This window comes from Streptomyces sp. NPDC101166 (assembly GCF_044768125.1).
In the GTDB taxonomy this organism is placed as follows: Bacteria; Actinomycetota; Actinomycetes; order Streptomycetales; family Streptomycetaceae; genus Streptomyces.
On sequence record NZ_JBIWPF010000019.1, the window covers coordinates 114,555 to 136,876 of the forward strand.

At 72.6% G+C, this 22,322-nt stretch carries 22 protein-coding genes and 1 tRNA gene; 10 read left to right on the forward strand and 13 right to left on the reverse strand.

The genetic code is table 11. The annotated features are described in order from the left end of the window. Window positions 1–69 precede the first annotated feature (69 nt). From ACIRS4_RS29085 to ACIRS4_RS29100, 4 genes are read left to right on the forward strand one after another with little or no spacing between them, the layout of a single operon-like run. Window positions 70–327, forward strand: a complete 258-nt coding sequence (locus tag ACIRS4_RS29085) for an acyl carrier protein (protein WP_404201682.1) — start codon at window positions 70–72, stop codon at window positions 325–327. A gap of 2 nt (window positions 328–329) precedes the next feature. Then, complete coding sequence (locus tag ACIRS4_RS29090) at window positions 330–1,145, forward strand: alpha/beta fold hydrolase (RefSeq protein WP_404201631.1); 816 nt, start codon at window positions 330–332, stop codon at window positions 1,143–1,145. Next, the gene (locus tag ACIRS4_RS29095) at window positions 1,142–2,299 is read left to right on the forward strand and encodes a glycosyltransferase (protein WP_404201633.1); all 1,158 of its coding nucleotides are present in this window, start codon (window positions 1,142–1,144) and stop codon (window positions 2,297–2,299) included. The genes ACIRS4_RS29090 and ACIRS4_RS29095 overlap by 4 nt, the downstream gene beginning before the upstream one ends. Then, on the forward strand, window positions 2,299–3,369 hold the full coding sequence (locus tag ACIRS4_RS29100; RefSeq protein ID WP_404201635.1) for a class I SAM-dependent methyltransferase: 1,071 nt from the start codon (window positions 2,299–2,301) through the stop codon (window positions 3,367–3,369). Before ACIRS4_RS29095 ends, ACIRS4_RS29100 begins: the two co-directional genes overlap by 1 nt. Window positions 3,370–3,412: 43 nt before the next feature. Here ACIRS4_RS29100 and ACIRS4_RS29105 read toward each other — a convergent pair whose 3' ends face one another. After that, complete coding sequence (locus ACIRS4_RS29105) at window positions 3,413–3,925, reverse strand: hypothetical protein (protein WP_404201637.1); 513 nt, start codon at window positions 3,923–3,925, stop codon at window positions 3,413–3,415. A gap of 209 nt (window positions 3,926–4,134) precedes the next feature. On the opposite strand from ACIRS4_RS29105, the gene ACIRS4_RS29110 reads away from it, so the two are divergent. Then, window positions 4,135–5,298: a Gfo/Idh/MocA family protein gene (locus tag ACIRS4_RS29110; protein ID WP_404201639.1), complete on the forward strand. Its 1,164-nt coding sequence runs from the start codon at window positions 4,135–4,137 to the stop codon at window positions 5,296–5,298. Window positions 5,299–5,315: 17 nt separating this feature from the next. On the opposite strand, the gene ACIRS4_RS29115 is transcribed toward ACIRS4_RS29110, so the two are convergent. Beyond that, window positions 5,316–6,014 (reverse strand): TMEM175 family protein, encoded by a 699-nt coding sequence (locus tag ACIRS4_RS29115; RefSeq protein WP_404201641.1) that lies wholly within the window; start codon window positions 6,012–6,014, stop codon window positions 5,316–5,318. 33 nt (window positions 6,015–6,047) lie between these two features. Further along, the gene (locus ACIRS4_RS29120; RefSeq protein WP_404201643.1) at window positions 6,048–7,082 is read right to left on the reverse strand and encodes a LacI family DNA-binding transcriptional regulator; all 1,035 of its coding nucleotides are present in this window, start codon (window positions 7,080–7,082) and stop codon (window positions 6,048–6,050) included. A gap of 198 nt (window positions 7,083–7,280) precedes the next feature. Here ACIRS4_RS29120 and ACIRS4_RS29125 point away from each other — a divergent pair, with 198 nt between their 5' ends. Both ACIRS4_RS29125 and ACIRS4_RS29130 read left to right on the forward strand, forming a co-directional pair. Beyond that, window positions 7,281–8,057 (forward strand): SDR family oxidoreductase, encoded by a 777-nt coding sequence (locus ACIRS4_RS29125; protein ID WP_404201645.1) that lies wholly within the window; start codon window positions 7,281–7,283, stop codon window positions 8,055–8,057. A gap of 77 nt (window positions 8,058–8,134) precedes the next feature. Continuing rightward, complete coding sequence (locus ACIRS4_RS29130) at window positions 8,135–9,139, forward strand: Gfo/Idh/MocA family oxidoreductase (RefSeq protein WP_404201647.1); 1,005 nt, start codon at window positions 8,135–8,137, stop codon at window positions 9,137–9,139. Between the two features lie 66 nt (window positions 9,140–9,205). On the opposite strand, the gene ACIRS4_RS29135 is transcribed toward ACIRS4_RS29130, so the two are convergent. Next, window positions 9,206–10,447 carry a serine hydrolase domain-containing protein gene (locus ACIRS4_RS29135; protein ID WP_404201649.1) on the reverse strand — a complete coding sequence of 414 codons (1,242 nt, stop codon included), beginning with the start codon at window positions 10,445–10,447 and terminating at the stop codon, window positions 9,206–9,208. Window positions 10,448–10,856: 409 nt separating this feature from the next. Between ACIRS4_RS29135 and ACIRS4_RS29140 the strand changes: the two genes are divergently transcribed. Then, complete coding sequence (locus ACIRS4_RS29140) at window positions 10,857–13,226, forward strand: glycosyl hydrolase family 95 catalytic domain-containing protein (RefSeq protein ID WP_404201651.1); 2,370 nt, start codon at window positions 10,857–10,859, stop codon at window positions 13,224–13,226. A gap of 44 nt (window positions 13,227–13,270) precedes the next feature. Here the strand turns inward: ACIRS4_RS29140 and ACIRS4_RS29145 are convergent, their stop codons facing one another. From ACIRS4_RS29145 to ACIRS4_RS29180, 8 genes are all read right to left on the reverse strand, one after another. Beyond that, window positions 13,271–13,819 (reverse strand): GNAT family N-acetyltransferase, encoded by a 549-nt coding sequence (locus tag ACIRS4_RS29145; RefSeq protein WP_404201653.1) that lies wholly within the window; start codon window positions 13,817–13,819, stop codon window positions 13,271–13,273. A gap of 46 nt (window positions 13,820–13,865) precedes the next feature. Continuing rightward, window positions 13,866–14,801 carry an ATP-binding cassette domain-containing protein gene (locus ACIRS4_RS29150; RefSeq protein WP_404201655.1) on the reverse strand — a complete coding sequence of 312 codons (936 nt, stop codon included), beginning with the start codon at window positions 14,799–14,801 and terminating at the stop codon, window positions 13,866–13,868. Between the two features lie 5 nt (window positions 14,802–14,806). Further along, the gene (locus tag ACIRS4_RS29155) at window positions 14,807–15,883 is read right to left on the reverse strand and encodes an ABC transporter permease (RefSeq protein ID WP_404201657.1); all 1,077 of its coding nucleotides are present in this window, start codon (window positions 15,881–15,883) and stop codon (window positions 14,807–14,809) included. Further along, window positions 15,883–16,902 carry a sugar ABC transporter substrate-binding protein gene (locus ACIRS4_RS29160; protein WP_404201659.1) on the reverse strand — a complete coding sequence of 340 codons (1,020 nt, stop codon included), beginning with the start codon at window positions 16,900–16,902 and terminating at the stop codon, window positions 15,883–15,885. Before ACIRS4_RS29160 ends, ACIRS4_RS29155 begins: the two co-directional genes overlap by 1 nt. A 244-nt stretch (window positions 16,903–17,146) precedes the next feature. Continuing rightward, entirely contained in the window at window positions 17,147–17,905 is a 759-nt protein-coding gene (locus ACIRS4_RS29165; RefSeq protein ID WP_404201684.1) for an SDR family NAD(P)-dependent oxidoreductase, read from the reverse strand. Window positions 17,906–17,907: 2 nt separating this feature from the next. Then, entirely contained in the window at window positions 17,908–19,086 is a 1,179-nt protein-coding gene (locus ACIRS4_RS29170) for an acyl-CoA dehydrogenase family protein (RefSeq protein ID WP_404201661.1), read from the reverse strand. A 141-nt stretch (window positions 19,087–19,227) separates the two neighbouring features. Continuing rightward, a complete protein-coding gene (locus ACIRS4_RS29175) occupies window positions 19,228–19,803 on the reverse strand; it encodes a TetR/AcrR family transcriptional regulator (RefSeq protein WP_404201663.1) in 576 nt (191 codons plus the stop codon). 91 nt (window positions 19,804–19,894) lie between these two features. After that, window positions 19,895–19,971 (reverse strand) — tRNA-Pro (locus ACIRS4_RS29180). Window positions 19,972–20,069: 98 nt separating this feature from the next. On the opposite strand from ACIRS4_RS29180, the gene ACIRS4_RS29185 reads away from it, so the two are divergent. Next, window positions 20,070–20,600 (forward strand): DUF309 domain-containing protein, encoded by a 531-nt coding sequence (locus ACIRS4_RS29185; protein ID WP_404201665.1) that lies wholly within the window; start codon window positions 20,070–20,072, stop codon window positions 20,598–20,600. A 66-nt stretch (window positions 20,601–20,666) separates the two neighbouring features. Continuing rightward, window positions 20,667–21,440, forward strand: coding sequence for a precorrin-6A synthase (deacetylating) (gene cobF / locus ACIRS4_RS29190; RefSeq protein WP_404201667.1), 774 nt, complete (start codon window positions 20,667–20,669; stop codon window positions 21,438–21,440). Here the strand turns inward: cobF and ACIRS4_RS29195 are convergent, their stop codons facing one another. Next, window positions 21,441–22,208: a sulfite exporter TauE/SafE family protein gene (locus tag ACIRS4_RS29195; protein ID WP_404201669.1), complete on the reverse strand. Its 768-nt coding sequence runs from the start codon at window positions 22,206–22,208 to the stop codon at window positions 21,441–21,443. Between the last annotated feature and the right edge of the window lie 114 nt (window positions 22,209–22,322).

A 22,322-nucleotide genomic window follows, 5' to 3' on the forward strand; every position in this document is an offset into this window, starting at 1 on the left:
CCCCTCCCGCCCGGCGTTCCCGGCACACCCCTCGCCGACGAGGAGGCCGTCCTCGCCGACCTCACGGACATGCTGACCCGGCTCCTTCAGGACGAGTACGGGGTCGACGACGTCGAGATCGGCCCGCACACCACGTTCAACCGCGACCTGGAGCTGGAGAGCATCGATCTCGTCACCCTGGCCGGGATGCTCCAGGAGCGGTACGGCGAGCGGATCAACTTCGCGGAGTTCCTGGCCGGGATGGAGTTCGACGAGATCATCGAGCTGACCGTGGGGCGGCTCGTCGAGTACGTCGTGACCGGTCTGAAGGCCGCGGAGGCGAGCTGACCGTGGCGATGGTCGACACCGGCGCCGTCCGGTTGCACGTGCAGAGGATCGGGCCCGGCGGCGGCCGCCCGGCCACCGCCACCGTGGTGCTGGTGCACGGTCTGCTCACCGACAGCCTGGCCAGCTACTACTTCACCGTGGCCCCCGCCTTCGCGGCCGCCGGCCTGGACGTCGTCATGTACGACCTGCGGGGCCACGGCCGCAGCGAGCGCCCGGCCGAGGGCTACACCCTTGACCACAACGTGGACGACCTGGAGGCGTTGCTCGACCGTCTCGCCGTCACCGGCCCCGTGCATCTGGTCGGCAACTCCTACGGCGGCACGGTCGCGTTCGGCTACGCGGCCCGCCGTCCGGAGCGGGCGGCGAGCGTCACGCTGATCGAGTCCGAACCGGCCACCGCCGCCTGGGCGGTGAAGCTGGGCGGCATCCTGGAGAGGGTGGTGACCGAGCTGGCGCACAACGAGCCCGACGCGATCGCCTGGATCACCGCCCATCGCAGCCACAACACCGCCCGCCTGGCCAGGGGCGCGGCCCGCCTCGCCCGGGAGACCACGCTCGGCCGGGACATCCCGGCGAGCCGGGTGCTGACGGACGCTCAGATCGCTGCGGTGCGCTGCCCGGTGCTGGGCGTGTACGGCGGTGACTCCGACCTCGCCGAACTCGTGCCCTGGCTGGAGGCGTCGCTGCCGGACTGCCGGACCGTGGTGATCCCGGGCCATGAGCACTCGGTGCTGGTGGAGGCGGCACGGGCGGTGGGCGGCCACGTCCTGTCGCTGGTGCGGGAGGCCGAGTCGGCCGGGGCGGCGGAGGCCCGGTGAGCGGATTCCTTTGTGTCGTACCGCCGTTGACGGGGCACATCAACCCGCTCGTCGGTGTGGCCGCCGAACTGAGCGCGCGTGGGCACCGCGTGGCGTGGGCGTGCTCCGACCCGGCACTGGTGCGGCGGCTCGCGGGCGACGGCGCCGAGGTGCACCCCTGCGCCGGGGCGCCGGACGGCACCCGACCGCCGGAGCTGCGCGGACCGGAGGCGCTGAGATTCCTGTGGGAGTGGTACCTGCTGCCGCTGGCCGAGGCGATGGCGCCCGGTGTGCGGGCGGCGGTCGAGGCGTTCCGGCCGGACGTGGTGGTGGCCGACCAGCAGGCCTTCGCGGGCGCGCTGGTGGCGGAGCGGATGGGCGTGCCCTGGGCGACCTCGGCGACGACGTCGGCGGAGTTCACCGATCCGCTGGCCGGGCTGCCCAAGGTGCGGCAGTGGCTCCAGGAGCGGCTGGCCCGGCTCCGGGAGGCGGTCGGCGACCCGGCGGGCACCGCCGATCCGCGGTTCTCCCCGCGTCTCGTCCTCGCCTTCAGCACACCGGAGTTGGCGGGGCATCGCGCCGGGGTCCGGTGGGTCGGCCCGTCGATCGCCGCCCGCCCCTCAACGGCCGCCTTCCCATGGGAGTGGCTGGATCCGGGCCGGTCCGCCGTACTGGTCACGCTCGGCACCGCGAACACCGACGTCGGCGGCCGGTTCCTCCAGATGTGCCGCGGTGCGCTGCGCGAGCGGGCCGACCGGGTGCAGGGGGTGATCGTCGACCCGGGCGGGGCCCTGGGGGGCGGCCATGCCGGTGGCAAGGACCTCCTCGTGGTGCCGTCGGTTCCCCAACTGCCGCTGCTGGAAAGGACGGACGCTGTCATCTGCCATGCCGGGCACAACACCGTGTGCGAGGCGCTGTGGCACGGCGTCCCGCTCGTGGTCGCGCCCATCCGGGACGACCAGCCGGTCGTGGCCGGGCAGGTCGCGGACGCCGGCGCCGGGGTTCGGGTGCGGTTCGGCCGGGTCGGCGAGCAGAGACTGGGCGCCGCTCTGGACGCGGTGCTGGACGATCCGGGGCACCGGGCGGCGGCCGGCCGGATCGGCGCCGCGTTCCGCGCCGCGGGCGGCGCGCCCGCCGCCGCGGACCATCTCGACGAGCTGGCCAAGGAGTTGTGATGAGCAACGAGAGCAAGCGGACCACCGAGCGGATCGCGGAGCTGCGCCCCGGCTACCAGGCCGACCTGGCGGCCGGTCCGGACCGCTTCTTCGAACCCCGGCGCACCACCTGCCCCTGGTGCGGCTCGGACCGGCTCACCACCCGGCTGCGCACCACCGACCTGCTCCAGCACAAGCCCGGCCGTTTCGTCCTGGACCGGTGCGAGGCCTGCGCCCACACCTTCCAGAACCCCAGGCTCAACGCCGAAGGACTGGAGTTCTACTACCGGGACTTCTACGACGGGCTCGGCGAGAAGAAGCTCGGCGACACCTTCGGCGGGCGCACCGCGATGTACCGGGGGCGGGCGGAGTCGATGCTGCCGCACGACCCCGGGCCGAAGACCTGGCTGGACGTGGGCACCGGGCACGGCCACTTCTGCGCGGCCGCCCGCGAGGTGCTGCCGGACACCGTCTTCGACGGCCTCGACTTCACCGAAGGCGTCGAACTCGCCGCCCGCGAGGGCCGGGTGGAGCACGCTTACCGGGGGGAGTTCCCCGAGCTGGCGGCGGACCTCGCGGGCCGGTACGACGTGGTGAGCATGTTCCACTACCTGGAGCACAGCACCGACCCCGACCGTGAGCTGCGCGCCGCCCGGGAGACGGTCCGCCCTGGCGGGCATCTGCTCATCGAGGTCCCGGACCCGGAGAGCCGGTGGGCGCGCCTGCTGGGCCGCTGGTGGCTGCCCTGGCTGCAGCCGCAGCACCTGCACTTCGTGCCGGTCGCCAATCTGCGGCGACGCCTCACCGACCTGGGCTTCACTGTGGTGGCCGAGCAGCACCGCGAGCCGCACGACCCGGTGGACCTGCTGGCCGCCGTATGGCTGTCGCTGGACCGGCTGGCCCCACGGGACGACGCGCCCTGGCTGCCACGGCGGCCGGGCGCGGCGCACCGGGTCCTGCGCGGGGCGCTGCTGGTCGCCGGGATCCCGGCGCTGGTCGCGGGCACACTGCTCGACCGGTTCGCGGTCCGGCCGCTGTCGCACCGGCTGGGGCTGTCCAACGCCTACCGGATCGTGGCCCGCCGGGACTGACGGCGGCGAAACCGTGTCCGACGGGCGGCGACGCGCTGCCGGCTCACTTGATGACCGCGTTCGCGACGACCACGATCACGCCCAGCAGCGCGTCGAGCAGCCCGATCAGCAGCGCCTTCGGCCACGATCTGCGCGACCAGCGGGCGGAGACCAGGCCGAGACCGAACAGCATCGAGATGTTGAGGACGAACGCCGGGTACTCGACGCCGTCCGCCCGCCACCAGCCCCACCCCGCGCCGGCCAGGACGAAGGCCGTGGGCAGGACTGCCGCCACCAGCGGCCACTCCTCGCCGAGGGTCCGCAGGGCGTCCCACCGCCGGCTCGGCCGGCGCTCGGCGATGAAGTGGGCGTAGCCGTGGGCGAGGGCGGAGGCGAGCGCGGTCACCAGCAGCCAGAGGGCGTCGTAGCGGCGGCTGGCCCGCGAGGAGTGGCCGTAGGTGCTGAGCGCCGCGACCAGCGACGAGGCGAGGACGGCGCCGTAGACACCACCGAAGAGGACGGCCTCGCGGGTGTCGTGCCGGGGCGGCGCGTCGTCGGCCGCGGTGGGGTCCGCCATGATCTCCACGATCGCCGGGGTGCGGCCGGGCCGCCAGTCACGAGGCCCGAAGGGGCGGGAGCCCGGCGGAAGGGTTGACACGGCCGCGACCGCGACCCCAGGGTGACCTGGAAAAGACATCAGGACATATGGACCGCCCATGTGGACCTTCCCCGGGGACGTCCCCTGCGCTTCCATGTGGACCGCTCCTCAAGAAGGGCAGGGCTCTCGTGGTGGACGCGCTGGGTGTCGCGGTCGTCGGGTTCGGCTGGATGGGCCGGGTGCACACGCAGGCCTACGCGCGCGTGCCGCATCACTTCCCGCAGCTCGGGGTGCGGCCGGAGCTGGTCGCGATCGCGGAGGAGGTGCCGGGCCGCGCCGAGGAGGCAGCGGCCCGTTACGGGTTCGCCTCGACGTACCGCGACTGGCGCGACATCGCCGCCGACGCGCGCGTGCGGGCCGTCAGCATCACCGCGCCCAACTTCCTGCACCGGGAGATCGGCGTCGCGATGGCCGAGGCCGGCAAGCACATCTGGATCGAGAAGCCGGTGGGGCTCACGGCCGCCGACGCCGGCGCGGTCGCGGACGCGGTCGCCCGCGCGCGCGTCCAGGGCGCGGTCGGCTTCAACTACCGCAACGCACCCGCCGTCGAGGCCGCGCGCGAGCTGATCGCCTCCGGGGAGATCGGCGCCGTCACCCATGCCCGCATCCGTCTCTTCAGCGACTACGCGGCCCACCCGGACGGCGCCCTGACCTGGCGGTACGAGCGCGAGCGGGGCGGCAGCGGGGTCCTCGGCGACCTCGCCTCGCACGGCGTCGACCTCGCCCGCTTCCTGCTCGGCGACATCTCCTCCCTGGTCGCCGACACCGCGGTCTTCATCCCGCGGCGCGCCCGCCCCACCGGCGCCACCGCCGGGCACACCCTGGCCACCGGCGGCGACCTGGGTCCCGTCGAGAACGAGGACTACGTCAACTGCCTGCTGCGCTTCGCCTCCGGGGCCCGCGGCGTCCTGGAGGCCTGCCGCGTCTCGGTCGGCGAGCAGAACAACTACGGCTTCGAGGTGCACGGCGCCCGGGGCGCCGTCTCCTGGGACTTCCGCCGTATGAACGAACTCGCCGTCAGCCGCGGCACGGCGTACCAGGACCAGCCCGTCAGCACGGTGTACGTCGGCCCGGACGCGGGCGAGTTCGCCGCGTTCCAGCCGGGCGCGGCGAACGCGATGGGCTACGACGACCTGAAGGTCATCGAGGCACACCGGTTCCTGCGCTCGATCGCCGAGGGCCGGCCGTACGGGACGACGCTCGCGGACGCCGTGCACAGCGCGACCGCCCTGGACGCGATGGCCCGCTCGGCCCGGACCGGCGCCTGGACGCCCCTGGAGCCCGCGTCCTGACCAGCGCCCTCACCACGTCACTCTGCCGGCCGGGCGCGCGCGATCCTCCTCCGTGCTCGTCTGCCGAAGATCGCCTTCGCCGGGAACAGGGCCACCCACCACCACACGGCCGCGCCTTCCAGCACCTGGGCGAGCGGGATCGTGACGGCGAAGACCCCCACCGTGGCGATGAGGTCGGCGGCGGACAGCAGGAGGTCCGGGTCGCCGGCGGGGGCGTCGCGCAGCCAGGGCCGTCGGTTGAGGAGGACGGCCAGCGCGAGGTGGGTCGCCCCGAGTGCCGTGACGGCCGCGGAGTAGACGACCACCGAGACGGCCTCCTGCGGATACTCCGAGATGAGGGCCGTGGGGAAGGGGAGGAGGGCGGCGACGCCCATGCCGAGCAGGGACAGCCGGACGATCTGCGAGTCGACGTGCCGCACCCGGCGGAAGATCCGGCGGTGGTCGCGCCAGAACTGCGCCAGCACGAAGAAGCTCAGGGCGTAGGCGCCGAGGTTGGGCAGGACGTCCCGCAGCGCGTCGCGGTACTGCTCGTCGTCCAGGCCCGGCGGCACGGAGAGGTCCAGCACGAGCAGGGTGACGGCGATCGCGAACACGCCGTCGGCGAGCGCGACCAGCCGCTCCGGTTCGCCCTCGGGGGCTGCTTTCCACACCCGTACGACAGTAGGAAAGCCGACGGCCCGCGCATACCAGTACACGCCGGACAGGCCGGATGACACCGAACGCTCCGTGCGCGGCTCGCCCCGCCCCGGTCAGCCGGCCGTCGCCTGGGGCGGGGTGTTGTACGGCGTCACCACCTGGATCGCGGAGGGCAGCACCGGCCCGGCCGGCGGCAGCGCGCCATGGGCCCGCATCACGACGTGGCAGGCCTCGCGCATGTCCTGGCGCAGGTCGTGGTGGAGCACGGCGGACAGGCGGTGTTCGCGCAGCAGCCGGGTGTTGTCGTGGTCGAGGTCGTGCGCGACGAACACGACGCACTCGCGGCCGAGGTCCTCGAAGGCGCTGAGGGTGGCGATGTTGCCGCCCCCGATGGAGTAGACGGCACGGATGTCCGGGTCCCGTTCGAGGGCGGCGCGGACGACGTCGTACTGGGTGGCGTCCAGGCCCTGCCCCTCGGCGATCTCGACGAGGGCGCGCTCGGGGTGGCGGGCGCGCATGGCGCTGCGGAAGCCCATCTCGCGCTCCTCCTCGTTGCGGAAGAACCCGCTGCTGAGGCTGGTGAGCACATTGCCGGGCCGCTCGCCCAGCCACTGGCCCATGAGGTACGCGGCGGTGGCGCCGGCGGCCCGGTTGTCGATGCCGACATAGCCGAGCCGGGCGCTGGCGGGCAGGTCGGTGACGAGGGTGACGACCGGGATGCCCGCGGCGGCGAGCCGGCCGACCGCCGCCGTGACCTCGGGGACGTCCGGCGCCTTGAGGATGACGCCCTGCGAGCCGCGGCGGGCGATCCGGTCCAGGCCGGCGACCAGTTCCCGGACGGGGCCGGTCTCGCGGAAGTGGAAGCGGGAGCGGAGCACGGCCGGGTGCAGCGCGGGCAGTTCGGCCTCCAGCGCGGCCCGCACCGCCGTGGTGAACCGCTCGGGCGCCTGCATCACGATGTCGACCATGAAGGTGCGGCCGACGAGCCGGACCTGTGTGCGCTGGCGGTCCAGGTCGGCGATGGCCCGGCGCACCTCCTGTTCGGTGGAGGCGCGCACCCCTCCCCGGCCGTTGAGGACCCGGTCCACGGTGGCCTCGCTCAGTCCCGCCTGACGGGCGATCTCACGGATCGGGAAGGGGTGGCCCACTGCCGGCTCCTGAAGGTGTGCTGGACGGATGACCCGGACGGCGCTTGAGGGGTTTTTGATGGCTCGCTGCAGGTTGTTCGAGGGTTTTGTGCTGACAAGAATGACAGAGCCGCACGACGCCGTGAGGCCCCGCGGGACGCAGCGGGCTCTGTCGAGCCCGCCCGCGACGCCGCGAGAGCGTGAGAGGAACGCCGATCCATGCCACTTCTCGACGACAAGGTCGTCCTCGTCAACGGCGGCAGCCAGGGCGTGGGCGCCGCGACCGCCAGGGCGGCCGCCCGCGAGGGCGCCGTCGTCGCGGTCAGCGGCCGGCGCCCCGAACCCGGCGAGGCCCTGGCGGCGGAGCTGACCGCGGCGGGCGGCGAGGCGATGTTCGTCCGCGCCGACCTGGCCGACGCCGCCCAGGCGACGTCCTGCGTCACCCGCGTGGTCGAGGCGTACGGCCGGATCGACTGCCTGGTGAACTCCGCGGGGCTGACCTCGCGGGGCACGCTCCTGGACACCACGCCCGACCTGTTCGACCAGCACATCGCGATCAATCTGCGGGCGCCGTTCTTCGCCATGCAGGCCGCCGTCCGGGACATGATCGGCCGGGGCGCGCCCGGCACGGTGGTCAACATCATCACCTCGTCCGCGCACGGCGGTCAGCCCTTCCTCGCGCCGTACGTGGCCGCCAAGGCCGGGCTGGCCGGCCTCACCCGCAACGCGGCGCACGCCCACCGCCACGACCGGGTGCGGATCAACGGGCTGAACATCGGCTGGACGGCGACCGAGGGCGAGGACGCGACGCAGCGGGCCTTCCACGGCGCCGGCGACGACTGGCGCGAGCAGGCGGCGGCACGGCTGCCGATGGGCAGGCTCGGCCTGCCGGACGAGATCGCGGACTTCGTGGTCTTCCTGCTGTCCGACCGGTCCGGCGTGGTCACCGGTTCGGTGATCGACTGGGACCAGAACGTCCTGGGCGGCCTGGACTAGGGCGGCTCTCCAAAGCCCCCGTCCCCTCACTCCTCCTCCGGCCCTTCCCGCACGACCCTCAAGGAGCTGCACCCCCCATGCGCATCGGAATCCTCGGCCTCGGCCGCATCGGCGCCTTCCACGCCGAGACCCTGTTCGGACTCGACGCCGTCGAGTCGCTCGTCGTCGCCGACCCGTTCGCCGAGGCCGCCAAGGCCGCCGCGGAGCGGTTCGGCGCCGAGGTCGCGGACTCCCCCGAGGCGGTGCTCGCGGCGGGGGTGGACGGCGTGGTGATCGCCGCCGCGACGGACGCCCACCCGGGTCTGATCCTCGCGGCCGTGGAGGCCGGCGTGCCCGTGTTCTGTGAGAAGCCGGTCGCCCGGACCATGGCCGAGGGCGTGGAGGTCCTCAAGGCCGTGCAGGGCCGGGACGTCCCGATCCAGATCGGCTACAACCGCCGCTTCGACACCGGTTTCGTCAACGCCCGCGCGGCCGTGCGGTCGGGCGAGCTGGGCACGCTGCACACGGTCCGCTCGACCACCCTCGACCCCGCGCCGCCGCCCGCCGCGTACGTCGCCGCCTCGGGTGGCATCTTCCGTGACTGCTCGGTGCACGACTTCGACATCATCCGCTGGGTGACGGGCCGTGAGGTGACCGAGGTGTACGCCGTGGGCGGGAACCGGGGCGCGGACTTCATCAAGGAGGCGGGCGACGCGGACACCACCGGCGCGATCCTCACCCTGGACGACGGCACGATCGCGGTGGTCTCCAACTCCCGTCACAACGCGCGTGGTTACGACGTGCGCATGGAGATCCACGGGTTCCAGGACTCCATCGCGGTGGGCCTGGAGGACAAGCTGCCGCTGCGCTCGGTGGAGCCCGGGGTGACCTTCCCGGCCGGCCCGCCGCACGACTTCTTCATGGACCGCTTCACCGCCGCCTACCGCGCCGAACTCACCGCGTTCACCGAGGTGGTGGCGGGCTCCCGGCCCTCACCCTGCACGATCGAGGACGCGCTGGAGGCCGGCTGGATCGCGGAGGCCTGCACGCTGTCGCTGCACGAGCACCGCCCGGTGACGATCGCGGAGGTGCGCACGGCCTGACCGGCGAACTCGGCCGCACGGCCGGACCGGCTCACCTCGCCTCGACGCACGGTGGTCCGACCGGCCTCACTGCGCCGCCGGCTGGGCCGGCAGGTTGTACACGTGCTCCGGCGAGATGATCTTCGTGATGGCGTCGCCGAACAGGGTGCTGGGCTCCTCGTTGTCGTGCCCGATGTCGGTGTTCAGCACCACGACGAGGGTGGTCCGCGCGGACGGAAGATAGATCGTCAGGGACTCGTAGCCGGGGAGGGAGCCGTTGTGGCCGATCCAGCCCTGCACGTCGAAGATGCCCAGACCGTATCCCGCGCCCGGGATCGTGGTCGGCGGGGTGGTCAGCCGCTGCTGCTGCAGGGCGGGGCTGATCAGCCTGCCGCCGTCGGGCAGTTCGCCCGTGGCCACCGTGCGGGCCCAGACGCGCAGATCGTCCAGGTCGGAGATCATCGCCCCGGCCGCCCAGCCCCAGGAGGGGTCCCAGTCCGTGGAGTTCTCCACCTTCCCGGTGGCCGTCTGGTTCGTGTAGCCCTGGGCGTGCGGCGAGGGGAACTCGTTGCCCGTGGGGAAGAGCGAGTGCTTCAACCCGACCGGATCCAGGACGCGTTCCTGTATGTACTCGGCGAGGGGGCGTCCGCTCATCTTCTCGACGACCAGGCCGAGCAGGATCAGATTGGTGTTGCAGTAGTAGAACTTCTCTCCCGGCGGGAACAGCACGGGGTGCTTGAAGCTGTAGTCGAGCAGTTGCTGCGGGGTGAACGGACGGCGCGGGTCGGAGGTCAGGGCCTTGAAGAAGTCCGGGTCCTCCGAGTAGTTGTACAGCCCGCTGCGCATGCCGGCCAGCTGCCGCAGGGTGATCTCGTCGCCGTTGGGCACGCCGGCGATGTACTTGCCGATGGTGTCGTCGAGGCCGATCCTGCCCTGGTCGACGAGTTGGAGAAGCGCGGTGACGGTGAACGTCTTGGTCTCGCTGCCGATGCGCATGTACAGGTCCGGCGTCATCTTCTGACCGGTGTCCTTGTCCGCGACGCCGAAGGACTTCACGTACTCGCCCCGGTCGGGCGTCCAGATGCCGACGCTCACGCCGGGGGTGCCCGTCTCCTTCAGGACCCGCTGCACGGCCTGGTCGATCTGCTCCTGGACGTCGGCGGTGAGCGCGCGGACGTCACCCCCGGTCGGCGTCGGCGAGGGCTGGGCCGCCGACGCGGCCGAGGACGGCTCGGCGGTGACGGCTCCACCCACCGCGGGAGCCACCAGCGCCGCCAGGGCGGCGGCCACCAGGGTCCCCCTGCGCAGTCGAACACTCGGACGCGTCATGGGCTCACTCCTCCACGAGGAGACGAACGCCGCAGGCCACAGCCGCACCAACGGGTACGGGCCGCGTGCGGCCCATCGATCCCCAGCATAGAAGCGCCCCCGTGCGACCGCCCGTCGGCGGGGCAGGAGCGGCCTCGGTCCCGGTCAGGCGTACGCGGACACCACCGCAGCCGTCGACGGCCTCCGGACCCCGTGCACGCGAGGCGCGCCACGCCCGGCTCACCGGCCGGCACGGCAGCGGACGGGTCGTCACCGGCCACCCGCACGTCGGCCCGACCGTGCGCCGCCGGACCAGCGTGGACCTCGAGGCCGCCCGGCACGGAACCGGCAGCGCGGCCCACGGCCCACGCGTACAGTCCCGCTACGACCTCCCCGCCCGCCCTGCCAGCCTCACCCTCGGATGCCGCGCATGCTGAAGCTCTGGTACCGCCGCCCCGCCGACGGCTTCCCTCAGTCGCTGCCCCTGGGCAACGGCTCCCTGGGAGCCATGGTGCCCGGCCGCACCGCCCATGAGCGCGTCGACCTCAACGTCGACACGCTGTGGTCGGGCGGCCCGGCAGACCACAACGACCACCGTGCGGCGCGGCATCTGGAGCCGCTGCGCCGCGCGGTGCTCCACGACCATGACCACCTGCGCGCCGAGGAACTGGCGCGGCGCATGCAGGGCCCCGACACCCAGGCGTACCAGCCCCTGGGCGCCCTGCTCCTGGATCTCGGGCACTTCGGTGAAGTCACGGACTACCGACGGGAGTTGGACCTCGGCGACGCGCTCTGCACGGTGACCTACGAGGCCGGCGGGGTACGCCACACCCGCGAACTGTTCGTCTCCGCCGTGGCCGGCGTCCTCGTCGTCCGGCTCAGTTGCGACACCCCCGGCGCGCTGTCCTTCACCGCCCGCCTGGAATCGGCGCACCCCGGCTCGCCGCCCGGCGCGGCCGTCTCGGGACGGGCCCCGGAGCACGTCCAGTTCGAGGCCGCCGGACCCGACGCGGTCCGCTACGCCCCCGACGCGGGAACCGGATTCGCGGCGGCCCTGCGCATCGTCCCCGACGAGGGGGCCGTCACCACCGACCCGGCCACCGGCGGCCTACGGCTGGCCGGCGCCACCGGCGCCACCGTCCTGGTCGCCGCGGCCACCGGCTTCCGGGGGTGGGACGCCCTGCCCGCAGGACCGGAATCCGGCCCCCGGGCCGACGTGGCCGAACTGCTGGACGCCGCGGCCCAGGTGCCGTACGACCGCCTGCGGACCGAGCACATCGCGGACCACCGCACCCTGCACGACCGGACCGTCCTCGGTCTCGGCCGCGACCGGGCACTCGAAGCCCTGCCCACCGACGAGCGCCTCGCCGCCGTGCGGTCCGGCGCGGACGACCCCGGCCTGACCGCCCTGTACTTCGCCTACGGCCGTTACCTGCTCATCGCCTCCTCCCGCCCCGGCACCCAGCCGGCGAACCTCCAGGGCATCTGGAACACCGAGGTCCAGCCGCCCTGGCAGTCCGACTGGACCACCAACATCAACACGCAGATGAACTACTGGCACGCCGAGACCACCGGTCTGCCGGAGTGCCACGAGCCGCTGTTCGACCTGATCACCGACCTCGCCACGGCAGGGCGCCGCACCGCTTCGGCCTACTACCGCTGCGGCGGCTGGACGGCGCACCACAACGTGGACGTGTGGCGCAGCACCAACCCGGTCCAGGGCGGCCCCCAGTGGGCCAACTGGCCGATGGCCGGCGCCTGGCTCTGCGCCCACCTGTGGGAGCACTACCGCTTCACCGGCGACCGCGGCTTCCTCGCCGACCGGGCCTGGCCGGTGATGCGCGAGGCCGCCGTCTTCCTGCTCGACCTCCTCGTCGAGGACGCCGACGGCCACCTGGTCACCTGCCCCTCCACCTCACCCGAGCACCGCTTCCAGGTGAAGACGCCGGACGGGACGACGCTCGCCGCGACCACCGCCTCCGTCACCATGGACCTCTGGCTCACCGAGGAGCTGTTCGGCAACTGCCTGGAGGCCATCGAGGAGCTGGGCCTCGCCGACCCGCTCGCCGACGCCCTGGACAGCGCCCGGCGACGGCTGCCCCCGCTGCCGTACGCCCCCGGACAGCCCCTGGCCGAGTGGCGGCACGACGCCGCACCCGAGGACCCGGGCCACCGGCACCTCTCCCACCTCTACGGTCTGTACCCCGGCGACCGGATCGACGCGGAGCGCACCCCGGAGCTGTTCGCCGCCGCCCGGGCCGCCCTCGACCTCAGGCTGGCCCACGGGGGCGGCGGCACCGGCTGGAGCCTTGCCTGGGTGGTCGCCCTCGCCGCCCGCCTGGGCGACGGCGCCCTCGCCCACCGGAGCCTGCGCAGGCTCCTGGCCGACTCCACCTCCGACAACCTCTTCGACCTGCACCCACCGGAGCTCTTCCAGATCGACGGCAACTTCGGAGCCACGGCAGCCGTCGCCGAGATGCTGCTGCAGAGCCACACGGGCGAACTGCGGCTGCTGCCCGCGCTGCCGGCGGCCTGGCCCGAGGGCACCGTCCGCGGACTGCGGGCCCGGGGCGGCGTCACCGTCGACATCGACTGGCAGCACGGCCGGCTCTCGCACGCCCGCCTGCATCTCCCGCGCCCCGGTGGGTACCGCGTCCGCCTGCCCGCGGCCGACCCGCTCCCGACTGTCACCGACGACCGTTTCCACGGTGTCGAGACGCGGTGGACCACCCCGGAGCGAGGCTTCGTCCGCGCCGAGTTCACGGCGGCACGCGCCACCGTGCACCACGTGCGTTTCTGAGGGCAGCCGGGTGACGTCCGCTCAGGAGGCGTCCGGAGCGGACGTCACCGCCGCACATGCAGATGCCCCGGCTGCGGATAGTCGGGCGGGGCGGCCGGCAGCACGGCGTCGAGGACGTAGCCCGTCTTCTCCGCGACCCGGCAGGACGCCGTGTTGTCGCTCTGGTGGAGGAGTTCGAGACGCGTGAGCCCGCCGACGGCGGTGAAGGACCAGTCGGTCAGCGCGGCCAGCGCGCGGGGAGCCACGCCCCGGCCCCGCGCGCGGTCGGCCGTCCAGTAGCCGACCTCCGCCGAAGGCCCGCCGGACGCCTTGAGCACCACGTTCCCGACCAACACCCCTTCCTCACCGCCGGAACGGGCCTCCAGCACGGCGAACGCGAAGCGCAGTCCCGAGGCCCAGCCCTCCTGCTGCGCGCACAGCCAGCGCGCCGCGCTCGCCTCGTCCCGGATGTCGCCGCTCCCCCAGCGGCGCAGCACCGGGTCGCGGTGGGTCTCGATCAGGTCGGCGGCGTCCTCGGGGCGCCAGGGGCGCAGGACGAGGGCGGGGGCCGTCGCGGTCGCGACGGCCCCCAGCCTGACTTCGGCGTCGAACATGCCGAGCATCATAAGTGACCTGTACGGAACTGCTTCTGACGGATGCTCAGCCCGGCACGCCGGAACCGCGGTCCTTCTTCTCCCCGCCGCCCGCCACCGGTGCGGTGAGGTCCGTCTCCTCCGGGAGCTCCTCGACGTCGACTCCGCGCACCTGTGACAACTCGTGCTTGAGAGCGGCGAGTTCGGCACCGCCGGCCATGTGGTTGGTGAGCTCCTCCAGACTGACCTGGCTCCGCTCGGCGGACAGTTCCATCGTGCCGAGGCGCAGGACGCTGAAATGGTCGCCGACCATGTAGGCGTGGTGCGGGTTGTGGGTGATGAAGATGACGCCGAGGCCGCGCTCACGGGCGGCGGCGATGTACTTCAGGACCACGCCGGACTGCTTGACGCCGAGGGCGGCGGTGGGCTCGTCCAGGATGAGCACGCGGGCGCCGAAGTAGACGGCGCGGGCGATGGCGACGCTCTGCCGCTGCCCGCCGGAGAGGGTGCCGATGGGCTGTTCGAGATCGTCGAGGACGATGCCCATGTTGCGCAGTTCCTCGTCGGCGGTCCTCTTCATCCTGTCGATGTCGAGGCGGCGCACGGGCCAGGGGCCCTTGGTCATCTCGGAGCCGAGGAAGAAGTTGCGCCACACCGGCATGAGGGGAACGGTGGCGAGGTCCTGGTAGACGGTGGCGATGCCGTGGTCGAGGGCCTCGCGCGGGGTGGAGAAGCGCACGGGCCGGCCGTCGACGAGGAACTCGCCCTCGGTGTGCTGGTGCAGCCCTGAGATGATCTTGATCAGGGTGGATTTGCCCGCGCCGTTGTCACCGAGCACGCAGGTCACGTTGCCGGGGCGGACGGCGAGGTCGACCCCGTGCAGGGCGCGGACGTTGCCGTAGGACTTGCCCGCGTTGCGCAGTTCGACGAGGGGGTGCTCGCCGTCGGCGGACGGGGTGTCCGTCAGGACGGCTCCGTGGGCGCCGGTGTCGTCGTCGGTCATGGCGGTCACCTCCGGGTAGCCGTGCGCTGGACCCACAGATTGATCAGGACGGCGCCGAGCAGCATCACGCCGAGGAACGCCTTGAACCAGTCGGGGTTCCAGCCGGCGTAGACGATGCCCTGCTGGACCATGCCGAACATGAACGCGCCGAAGACCGGGCCGATCGCGGAGCCGTAGCCGCCGGTGAGCAGACAGCCGCCGATGACGGCCGCGGCGATGTAGATCAGCTCCTGGCCGACGCCCTCGCCCGACTGCACGGTGTTGAACGTGAACAGCTGGTGCATGCCGACGAACCAGGCGCCGAAGCCGACCAGCATGAACAGGGAGATCTTCGTGAAGGTCACCGGCACGCCGACGGCCCGCGCGGACTCCTTGTCGCCGCCCACGGCGAAGATCCAGTTCCCGTACCGGGTGCGCAGCAGCACCCAGGTGGCCAGCGCCGCGAAGACCAGCCACCACACGATGGTGATCTTCACCTGGACGCCGCCGACGTCGAACGTCGAGGCGAAGAGGCTCTTGGCCTGGCTGAAGCCGTCCATGTCGCTGATGCCGTCGGTCGCCACGTCGCCGGTGACCAGCCTGGTGACGGCGAGGTTGACGCCCTGGAGGATCAGGAAGGTGCCGAGGGTGACCAGGAAGCTCGGCAGGCCCGTCCTGACCAGCATCCATCCGTTGAACGCGCCGATGCCCAGGGAGACCAGGAGCGCGACGACCACACCGACCCAGACGTTCATGGTCAGCTGGTAGCTCAGCATGCTCGCGGTGAGCGCCGAGGTGATCACCGCTACGCCGGCGGAGAGGTCGAACTCGCCGCCGATCATCAGCAGGGCCACGGGCAGCGCCATGATCCCGATGGTCGACGACTGGTACAGGATGTTCGCCATCGAGCTCGCCTCGCGCACCGGCGGCGCGGCGAAGAGGAAGAACACGTACACCGCGGCGGCGCCGAGGAAGACGCCCACCTCGGGACGGGCCAGCAGCCTGAAGGCAAGCGGCCGCCGCGAGGTGCGGCCGTCGGTCTGCCGCGGGCCGGGGGCCGGCGGTGCGCTCACCGCCGGCTCGGCATGCCGGGCCATGCTCATCACCGGGTGCCCTTCGCGGCGTACGAGGCCACCGCCTCGACGTTCGACTTGTCGACGAAGGCCGGGCCGGTCAGCACGGGCTGCTCGCCGCCGCCCATGTAGTTGCCGTTGTTCTTGTAGAGCCACAGCGAGTCGATCGCCAGGTAGCCCTGGAGGTAGGGCTGCTGGTCGACGGCGAACTGGATGGTGCCGTCGGAGATGGCGCTCGTCAGGTCCTTGTTGAGGTCGAAGGTGGCGATCTTCGCCTTGGAGCCGGCCTCGGACACCGACTGCACCGCCGTCAGCGCGAACGGGGCGCCGAGGGTGACGACGTAGTCGATGGCGTTGTCCTGCTTGAGCTTGGCGGTGATCGTCGACTTCACCGACGGCATGTCGGTGCCGTTGACGTAGAGGGTCTCGGTGGTGCCGGAGAAGGTCTTCTTCACGCCGTCGCAGCGCTGGGTGAGACCGATGTTGCCCTGTTCCTGGACGACGCAGACCGCTTTCTTGGCGCCCTCCTTGTTCAGCCTGTTGCCGAGGGCCTCGCCGGCCACCGTCTCGTCCTGCCCGAAGAACTCGAGCAGGCCGAGGCTCTTCCATTCGCTGACACCGGAGTTGAGGCCGACGACGGGTACCTTCGCGGCCGTGGCCTTGGCGATGACGTCCTTGAGGGCGTCCGGCTTGGCGAGGGTGACGGCGATGCCGTCGACCTTCTGGTCGATCGCGTTCTGGACCAGGTTGGCCTGGTTGCCCGCGTTGGGGTCGTTGGAGTAGATGAGCTTGACGTTGTCCTTGGCGGCGGCGGCCTCGGCGCCCTTGCGCACGATGTCCCAGAAGGTGTCGCCGGACGCCTGGTGGGTCACGAGGGCCACCGTCATCTGCGGGGTGGTCGCCTTGCCCGCGGAGGCGCCGTCCGCGCTCTCCTCGGCCTTCTTGCCGCCGGAACTGCTGGAGCAGCCTGCGAGGGTCAGTGCCACCGCCGCGGCCATGGCCACGACCGGGGCGATTCTGCGGGAGCGGGCGGGAGACGAGCTGTCCATCTTTCCGGCACCTCACTGTGCGACGGGGGAACGACGGCCCGGACCTGGCGGGGTCGGACTGCTGCGCTGTTGGGACGGGATCAAAGTACGTGCACAGCCCGCTGTCAATGCTTTGTTAAGACATCATTTCACGCAAAGGTCCGAATGTAAGTACAAAACATTGACAGAGTGATCACTCCACCCCTACACCCGAGGGGCGGCCTACCCCGTGCGCAGCCGCCTCACCCGCCCCGGAGCCCCGCGCCTACCGAGGGGCCATCCGCAGCGCGCCGTCCATCCGGATGGTCTCCCCGTTGAGGTAGTCGTGGTCGACGATCGCCAGCGCGAGCTTGGCGTACTCCTCGGGCAGGGCCAGGCGGCGCGGGAAGGGCACGCCGGCCGCGAGCGAGGCGCGGAACTCCTCCGAGACGGTGGCCAGCATCGGCGTCTCCACGATGCCCGGCGCGATGGTGCACACACGGATGCCGTACTGGGCGAGGTCGCGGGCCGCGGGCAGGGTCAGACCGACGACGCCGCCCTTGGAGGAGGCGTAGGCGGCCTGGCCGACCTGCCCGTCGTAGGCGGCGATGGACGCGGTGTTGACGATGACGCCGCGCTGGCCGTGCTCGTCGGCCTCGGTCCCGGCGATCGCCTCGGAGGCGAGGGCGAGCACGTTGAAGGTGCCGACCAGGTTGATCTGGATCACCTTGGCGTACAGGCCCAGGTCGTGCACGCCCTTCTTGCCGAGGATGCGCGCCGACGGTCCGATCCCGGCGCAGTTGACGACCGTGCGCAGCGGGACGCCCGAGCCGGCCGCGACGGCGACGGCGGCCCGCACCTGCTCGGGGTCGGTCACGTCGGCGGGGACGTAGGTGACGCCGTCGACCTCGGGGGCCTTGTCCACGCCGTCCTTGAGGTCGAGGGCGAAGACCCTGGCGCCGCGCCCGGCGAGCGCCGCGGCGGTGGCCGCGCCGAGGCCGGACGCACCGCCGGTGACGAGGGCGGCGGTGTTCTCGAGCTGCATCATCACTCCTTGCCGAGGACGGTGAGCACACCGCCCTCGCTCCGGTCCAGCGCACGGGAGATGATCATGCGCTGGATCTGGTTGGTTCCTTCGAAGATCTGCATGACCTTCGCCTCGCGCATGTAGCGCTCGACGGGGAAGTCGCGCGTGTATCCGTACCCGCCGAGGACCTGCACGGCGTCGGTCGTCACCTTCATGGCGTTGTCGGTGGCCACCAGCTTGGCGACGGACGCCTCCCGGGTGAAGGGCAGACCGAGGTCCTTCAGCCGGGCGGCGGCCAGGGCGGTGGCGCGCGCCGACTCGATCGCCGCGCCCATGTCCGCGAGGACGAAGGCGAGCCCCTGGTGCTCGATGATCGGCTTGCCGAAGGTCTCCCGCTCGCGGGCGTAGCGCACGGCGTGGTCGAGGGCGCCCTGGGCGAGGCCGGTGGCGACCGCGGCGATGCCGAGGCGGCCGCAGTCCAGCGAGGCGAGCGCGATCTTCAAGCCCTGCCCCTCCTCCCCGATCCGCCGCTCCACGGGCACCCGGACGTCGTCGAGCCGCATAGTGGCGGTCGCCGACCCGGTCAGCCCCATCTTCCGCTCCGGCGGGTCGGCGCTGAGCCCCGGGGTGTCCGCCGGGACCAGGAAGCAGGAGATGCCCTGCGTGCGGTCGTCCGAGGTGCGGGCCATGACCGTGTAGAAGTCGGCGTATCCGCCGTGGGTTGTCCAGGCCTTGGCGCCGTTGAGGACGTAGGAGTCCCCGTCGCGCACCGCACGCGTGCGCATGGCCGCCGGGTCGGAGCCGGCGTGCGGCTCGGACAGGCAGTACGCGCCGAGGAGTTCGCCGCCGAGCATGTCCGGCAGCCACCTGCGCCGCTGCTCGTCGGTGCCGTAGCGGGCCAGCGGGAAGCAGGAGAGCGCGTGCACCGAGATGCCGACCGCGACGCTGGACCAGACCGCGGCGACCTCCTCCAGCACCTGGAGGTACACCTCGTACGGCTGCCCCGCCCCGCCGTCCTCCTCGGCGAACGGCAGCCCGAGCAGGCCGCTGCGCCCGAGGGTGCGGAAGACGTCCCGGGGGAACGCGCCGTCCGCCTCCGCGTCGGCGACGCGAGGGGTGAGTTCCTTGGCGGCCAGGGTCCGCGTGAGCTGGACGAGGTCGACGGCTTCCTCGCTCGGCAGGGCGCGAGTGGCAGGCATGGCGACCTCCGCGGAGTAGTACTGGAAGTGATACTGGAGTGCGTACGAACGTATCATTCACAGTACGGCACTCGGGCGTGCCGGGGCCATATGTGATCCGGTCGGTGTCGGGGCCGCGGGGTCGCTTCCGCGGCCGGGCCGTCAGGAGGAGACGGCGTGCACGATCAGCGAGGCGAGCTGCTCGTACGCCTCCGCGTCGCTCAGCCCGGTGCGGGCCTTCAGCTCGCCCTGCTGGATCTGCCGCATGGTCGCGGCGGCCACCTCGCCCACGAACGCGGTGTGCACCTCGCGGAACGCGCCGTCCGACACGCCCTCCGCGATCAGCCGGCGCACCCGCTCCGCGGCCATCCGCGTGTTCGCCTCGTACACCTCGCGCGCGGGCGGGAAGTCCGCCACGTCGTCCAGGAAGCGGCGGGAGAGCGGGCGCAACTGCTCGGCGACGGTGGTCAGGTACACACGCACCCGGTCGGAGGGCTCGGCGGTCTGGGCGACCCGCTTCTCGACGGCCTCGGTGGCCCCCCGGAAGTAGTGCTTGACGGCCTCCACCACCAGCCCCTGCTTGCTGCGGGCCAGCTGGTACAGCGTGGTCTTCGAGCAGCGCAGCCGCACGGCGAGCTCGTCGAGGGTGAGGTCGGAGAACCCCTCCGCCGTCAGCAGCGCGACGAGTCGTTCCAGCAGGTCGGCCTGTCGGGCGGTACGGCGGGAGGACGGCGGCATGATCCCAGCCTATCCGCGCGCGCACCGCCCCAGGACACGCCGAAGCCGCCCTCCCGTGAACGGGAAAGCGGCTTCCGACCCGCGATGTCGCTGGTCGGGACGACAGGATTTGAACCTGCGACCCCTTGACCCCCAGTCAAGTGCGCTACCAAGCTGCGCCACGTCCCGGTGCGCTTCCCGCGGAGCTCCGCGTGATCGCGCGAACAGCACTTTACCCCACGCCGCGCGGTGCTCCGAAGACGGCGGCGGCGCGGGACAATCGCCGTATGGACAGCGAGCACCGAACGGAAGGCGGGAGCGCCGGCCGGGCCTTGGGGGCGCGGGACCGGGACGAGGAGGGCCGGGCGCGCAACGCCAGGCCGCGGGACGGCCTGGGCAGGCCCCTGCCGTACGGCGCGGCGGGCGTGGAACGCCAGCCGGAGGGCGTCGTGCGGACGCCCGAGGAGTCCGTCGCCGAGGCGCAGGCCCTGCTCGACGCGGGAAAGCCGTTCCACGCGCACGAGGTGTTCGAGGACGCCTGGAAGTCGGGCCCCGAGGCCGAACGCGCCCTGTGGCGGGGTCTCGCCCAGCTCGCGGTGGGGCTCACGCACGCCGCCCGGGGCAACGCGACCGGCGGGGCCCGGCTGCTGCGGCGGGGTGCGGGGGCCGTCCAGGAGTGGGCGGCGGACGGCGGGCACACGCGCCCGTACGGCATGGATCTCGACGGGCTGGCCCGCTGGGCGCGCGGGCTGGCCCAGGACGTGGAGCGGACGGGCGCGGCGGTGGACGCGCGCGAGTCGGCGCCCCCGCTGCGCTGAGCCCCGCTGCCACCGAGGACCCGCGCATCGAGGCCGATGCCGGTGGCGTGCGGGAGACTCGAAGGCGTGCGAAGGATCCATGTCATCGGCATCGGCGCGGGCGACCCCGACCAGCTGACCCTCCAGGCGGTCAAGGCGCTGCGGGACACCGGCGTGTTCTTCCTGCTGGACAAGGGCGAGACGAGGAGCGACCTGACCCGGCTGCGCCGCGAGACGCTGCGCACGCATCTGCCCGAGGGCTCCTACCGGGTGGTCGAGGCGCGCGACGCCGAGCGGGACCGCCGCGCGGACGGCGCCGCCTACGCCCCGTCCGTGGGCGACTGGCGCAAGGCCCGCGCCGACGTCTGCGAGCGACTGATCGCCGAGGAGCTGGGCGCGGACGAGACCGGCGCGTTCCTGGTCTGGGGCGACCCAGCGCTGTACGACGGCACGTCGGCCGTCCTGGATGATGTGCTCGCGCGGGGAAGGGTGGCGTTCGAGTACGACGTGGTGCCGGGGATCAGCAGCGTCTCGGCGCTCGCGGCACGCCACCGCACGGGGCTGAGCCGGGTGGCCCGGCCGGTGCAGATCACCACCGGGCGGCGGCTCGCCGAGGGCTTCCCCGAGGGGGTGGACGACGTGGTGGTGATGCTCGACGCCCACCAGGCCTTTCGGGCGTACGCCGACCAGGACGTCGACATCTACTGGGGCGCCTATGTCGGCACCCCGGACGAGATCCTCGTGTCCGGGCCGGTGGCCGAGGCCGGCCCCCGCATCGAGCGCTTGCGGGCCGAGGCGCGCGCCCGCAAGGGCTGGATCATGGACACATACCTGCTGCGCCGCCGCCCGGAGGAGCGCTGATCAGCGCAGCAGCAGTTGCAGACCGCCGACCACGGTCGCCGCGATCACCAGTTGTTCGAAGAGACGCTGGTTGATGCGGTCCACGGCCCACTTGCCGAGCAGCGCCCCGGGGACGACGAAGGCGACGAGCGTGGCGTCCAGCAGGAGCGAGCGGGCGTCGATAAGGCCGAGGCCCACGCTGAAGGGCACCTTGGAGACGTTGACGATCAGGAAGAAGAACGCGGAGGTGCCGAGGAAGCCGAGTTTGCGGAAGCCCGCCGACAGCAGGTACATCGACATCACCGGGCCGCCGGCGTTGGCGACCATGGTGGTGAAGCCGCCGAGGACGCCGTAGGAGCGGGCCTTGATCCGGCCGGCCCGGCTGGCCACGCCCTCCGGTTCGGCCGTCGCGTCGGCGGTGCGCCGCCGCCACACGGTGACCGCGGCCATGAACAGCAGGATCGCGCCGATCGACGTCCGTACGACCGCGTCGTCGGCCCACATCAGGAACGCCGTGCCGGCGACGACGCCGACGGCGACCGCCGGGAACAGCCGCCACAGGGTTGGCCAGTGGGCGTGCCGCCGGTAGGTGAGCACGGCCAGGACGTCGCCGGCGATCAGGATCGGCAGCAGGACGCCCGTGGAGGCGCGGGCGGGCAGGACGGCGGCGAAGATCGCCAGGCTGACGGTGTTGGCGCCGCTGACGGCCGTCTTGGAGAAGCCGACGAGGACCGCCGCGCAGGCGAGCGCGGCGAACTCCCAGCCGGTGAGGTGCGTGATCGTGTTCATGCGGAGACCGATGCTAGGGCGTGTTTCGAAAGTAGCGTCGTCCGCCCGGAGGGCGGGGCTCGCGGCGTCTGGTGCGTGCGATCGCAAGGCGGAGGGTCGCCCTCGTACTGGGCG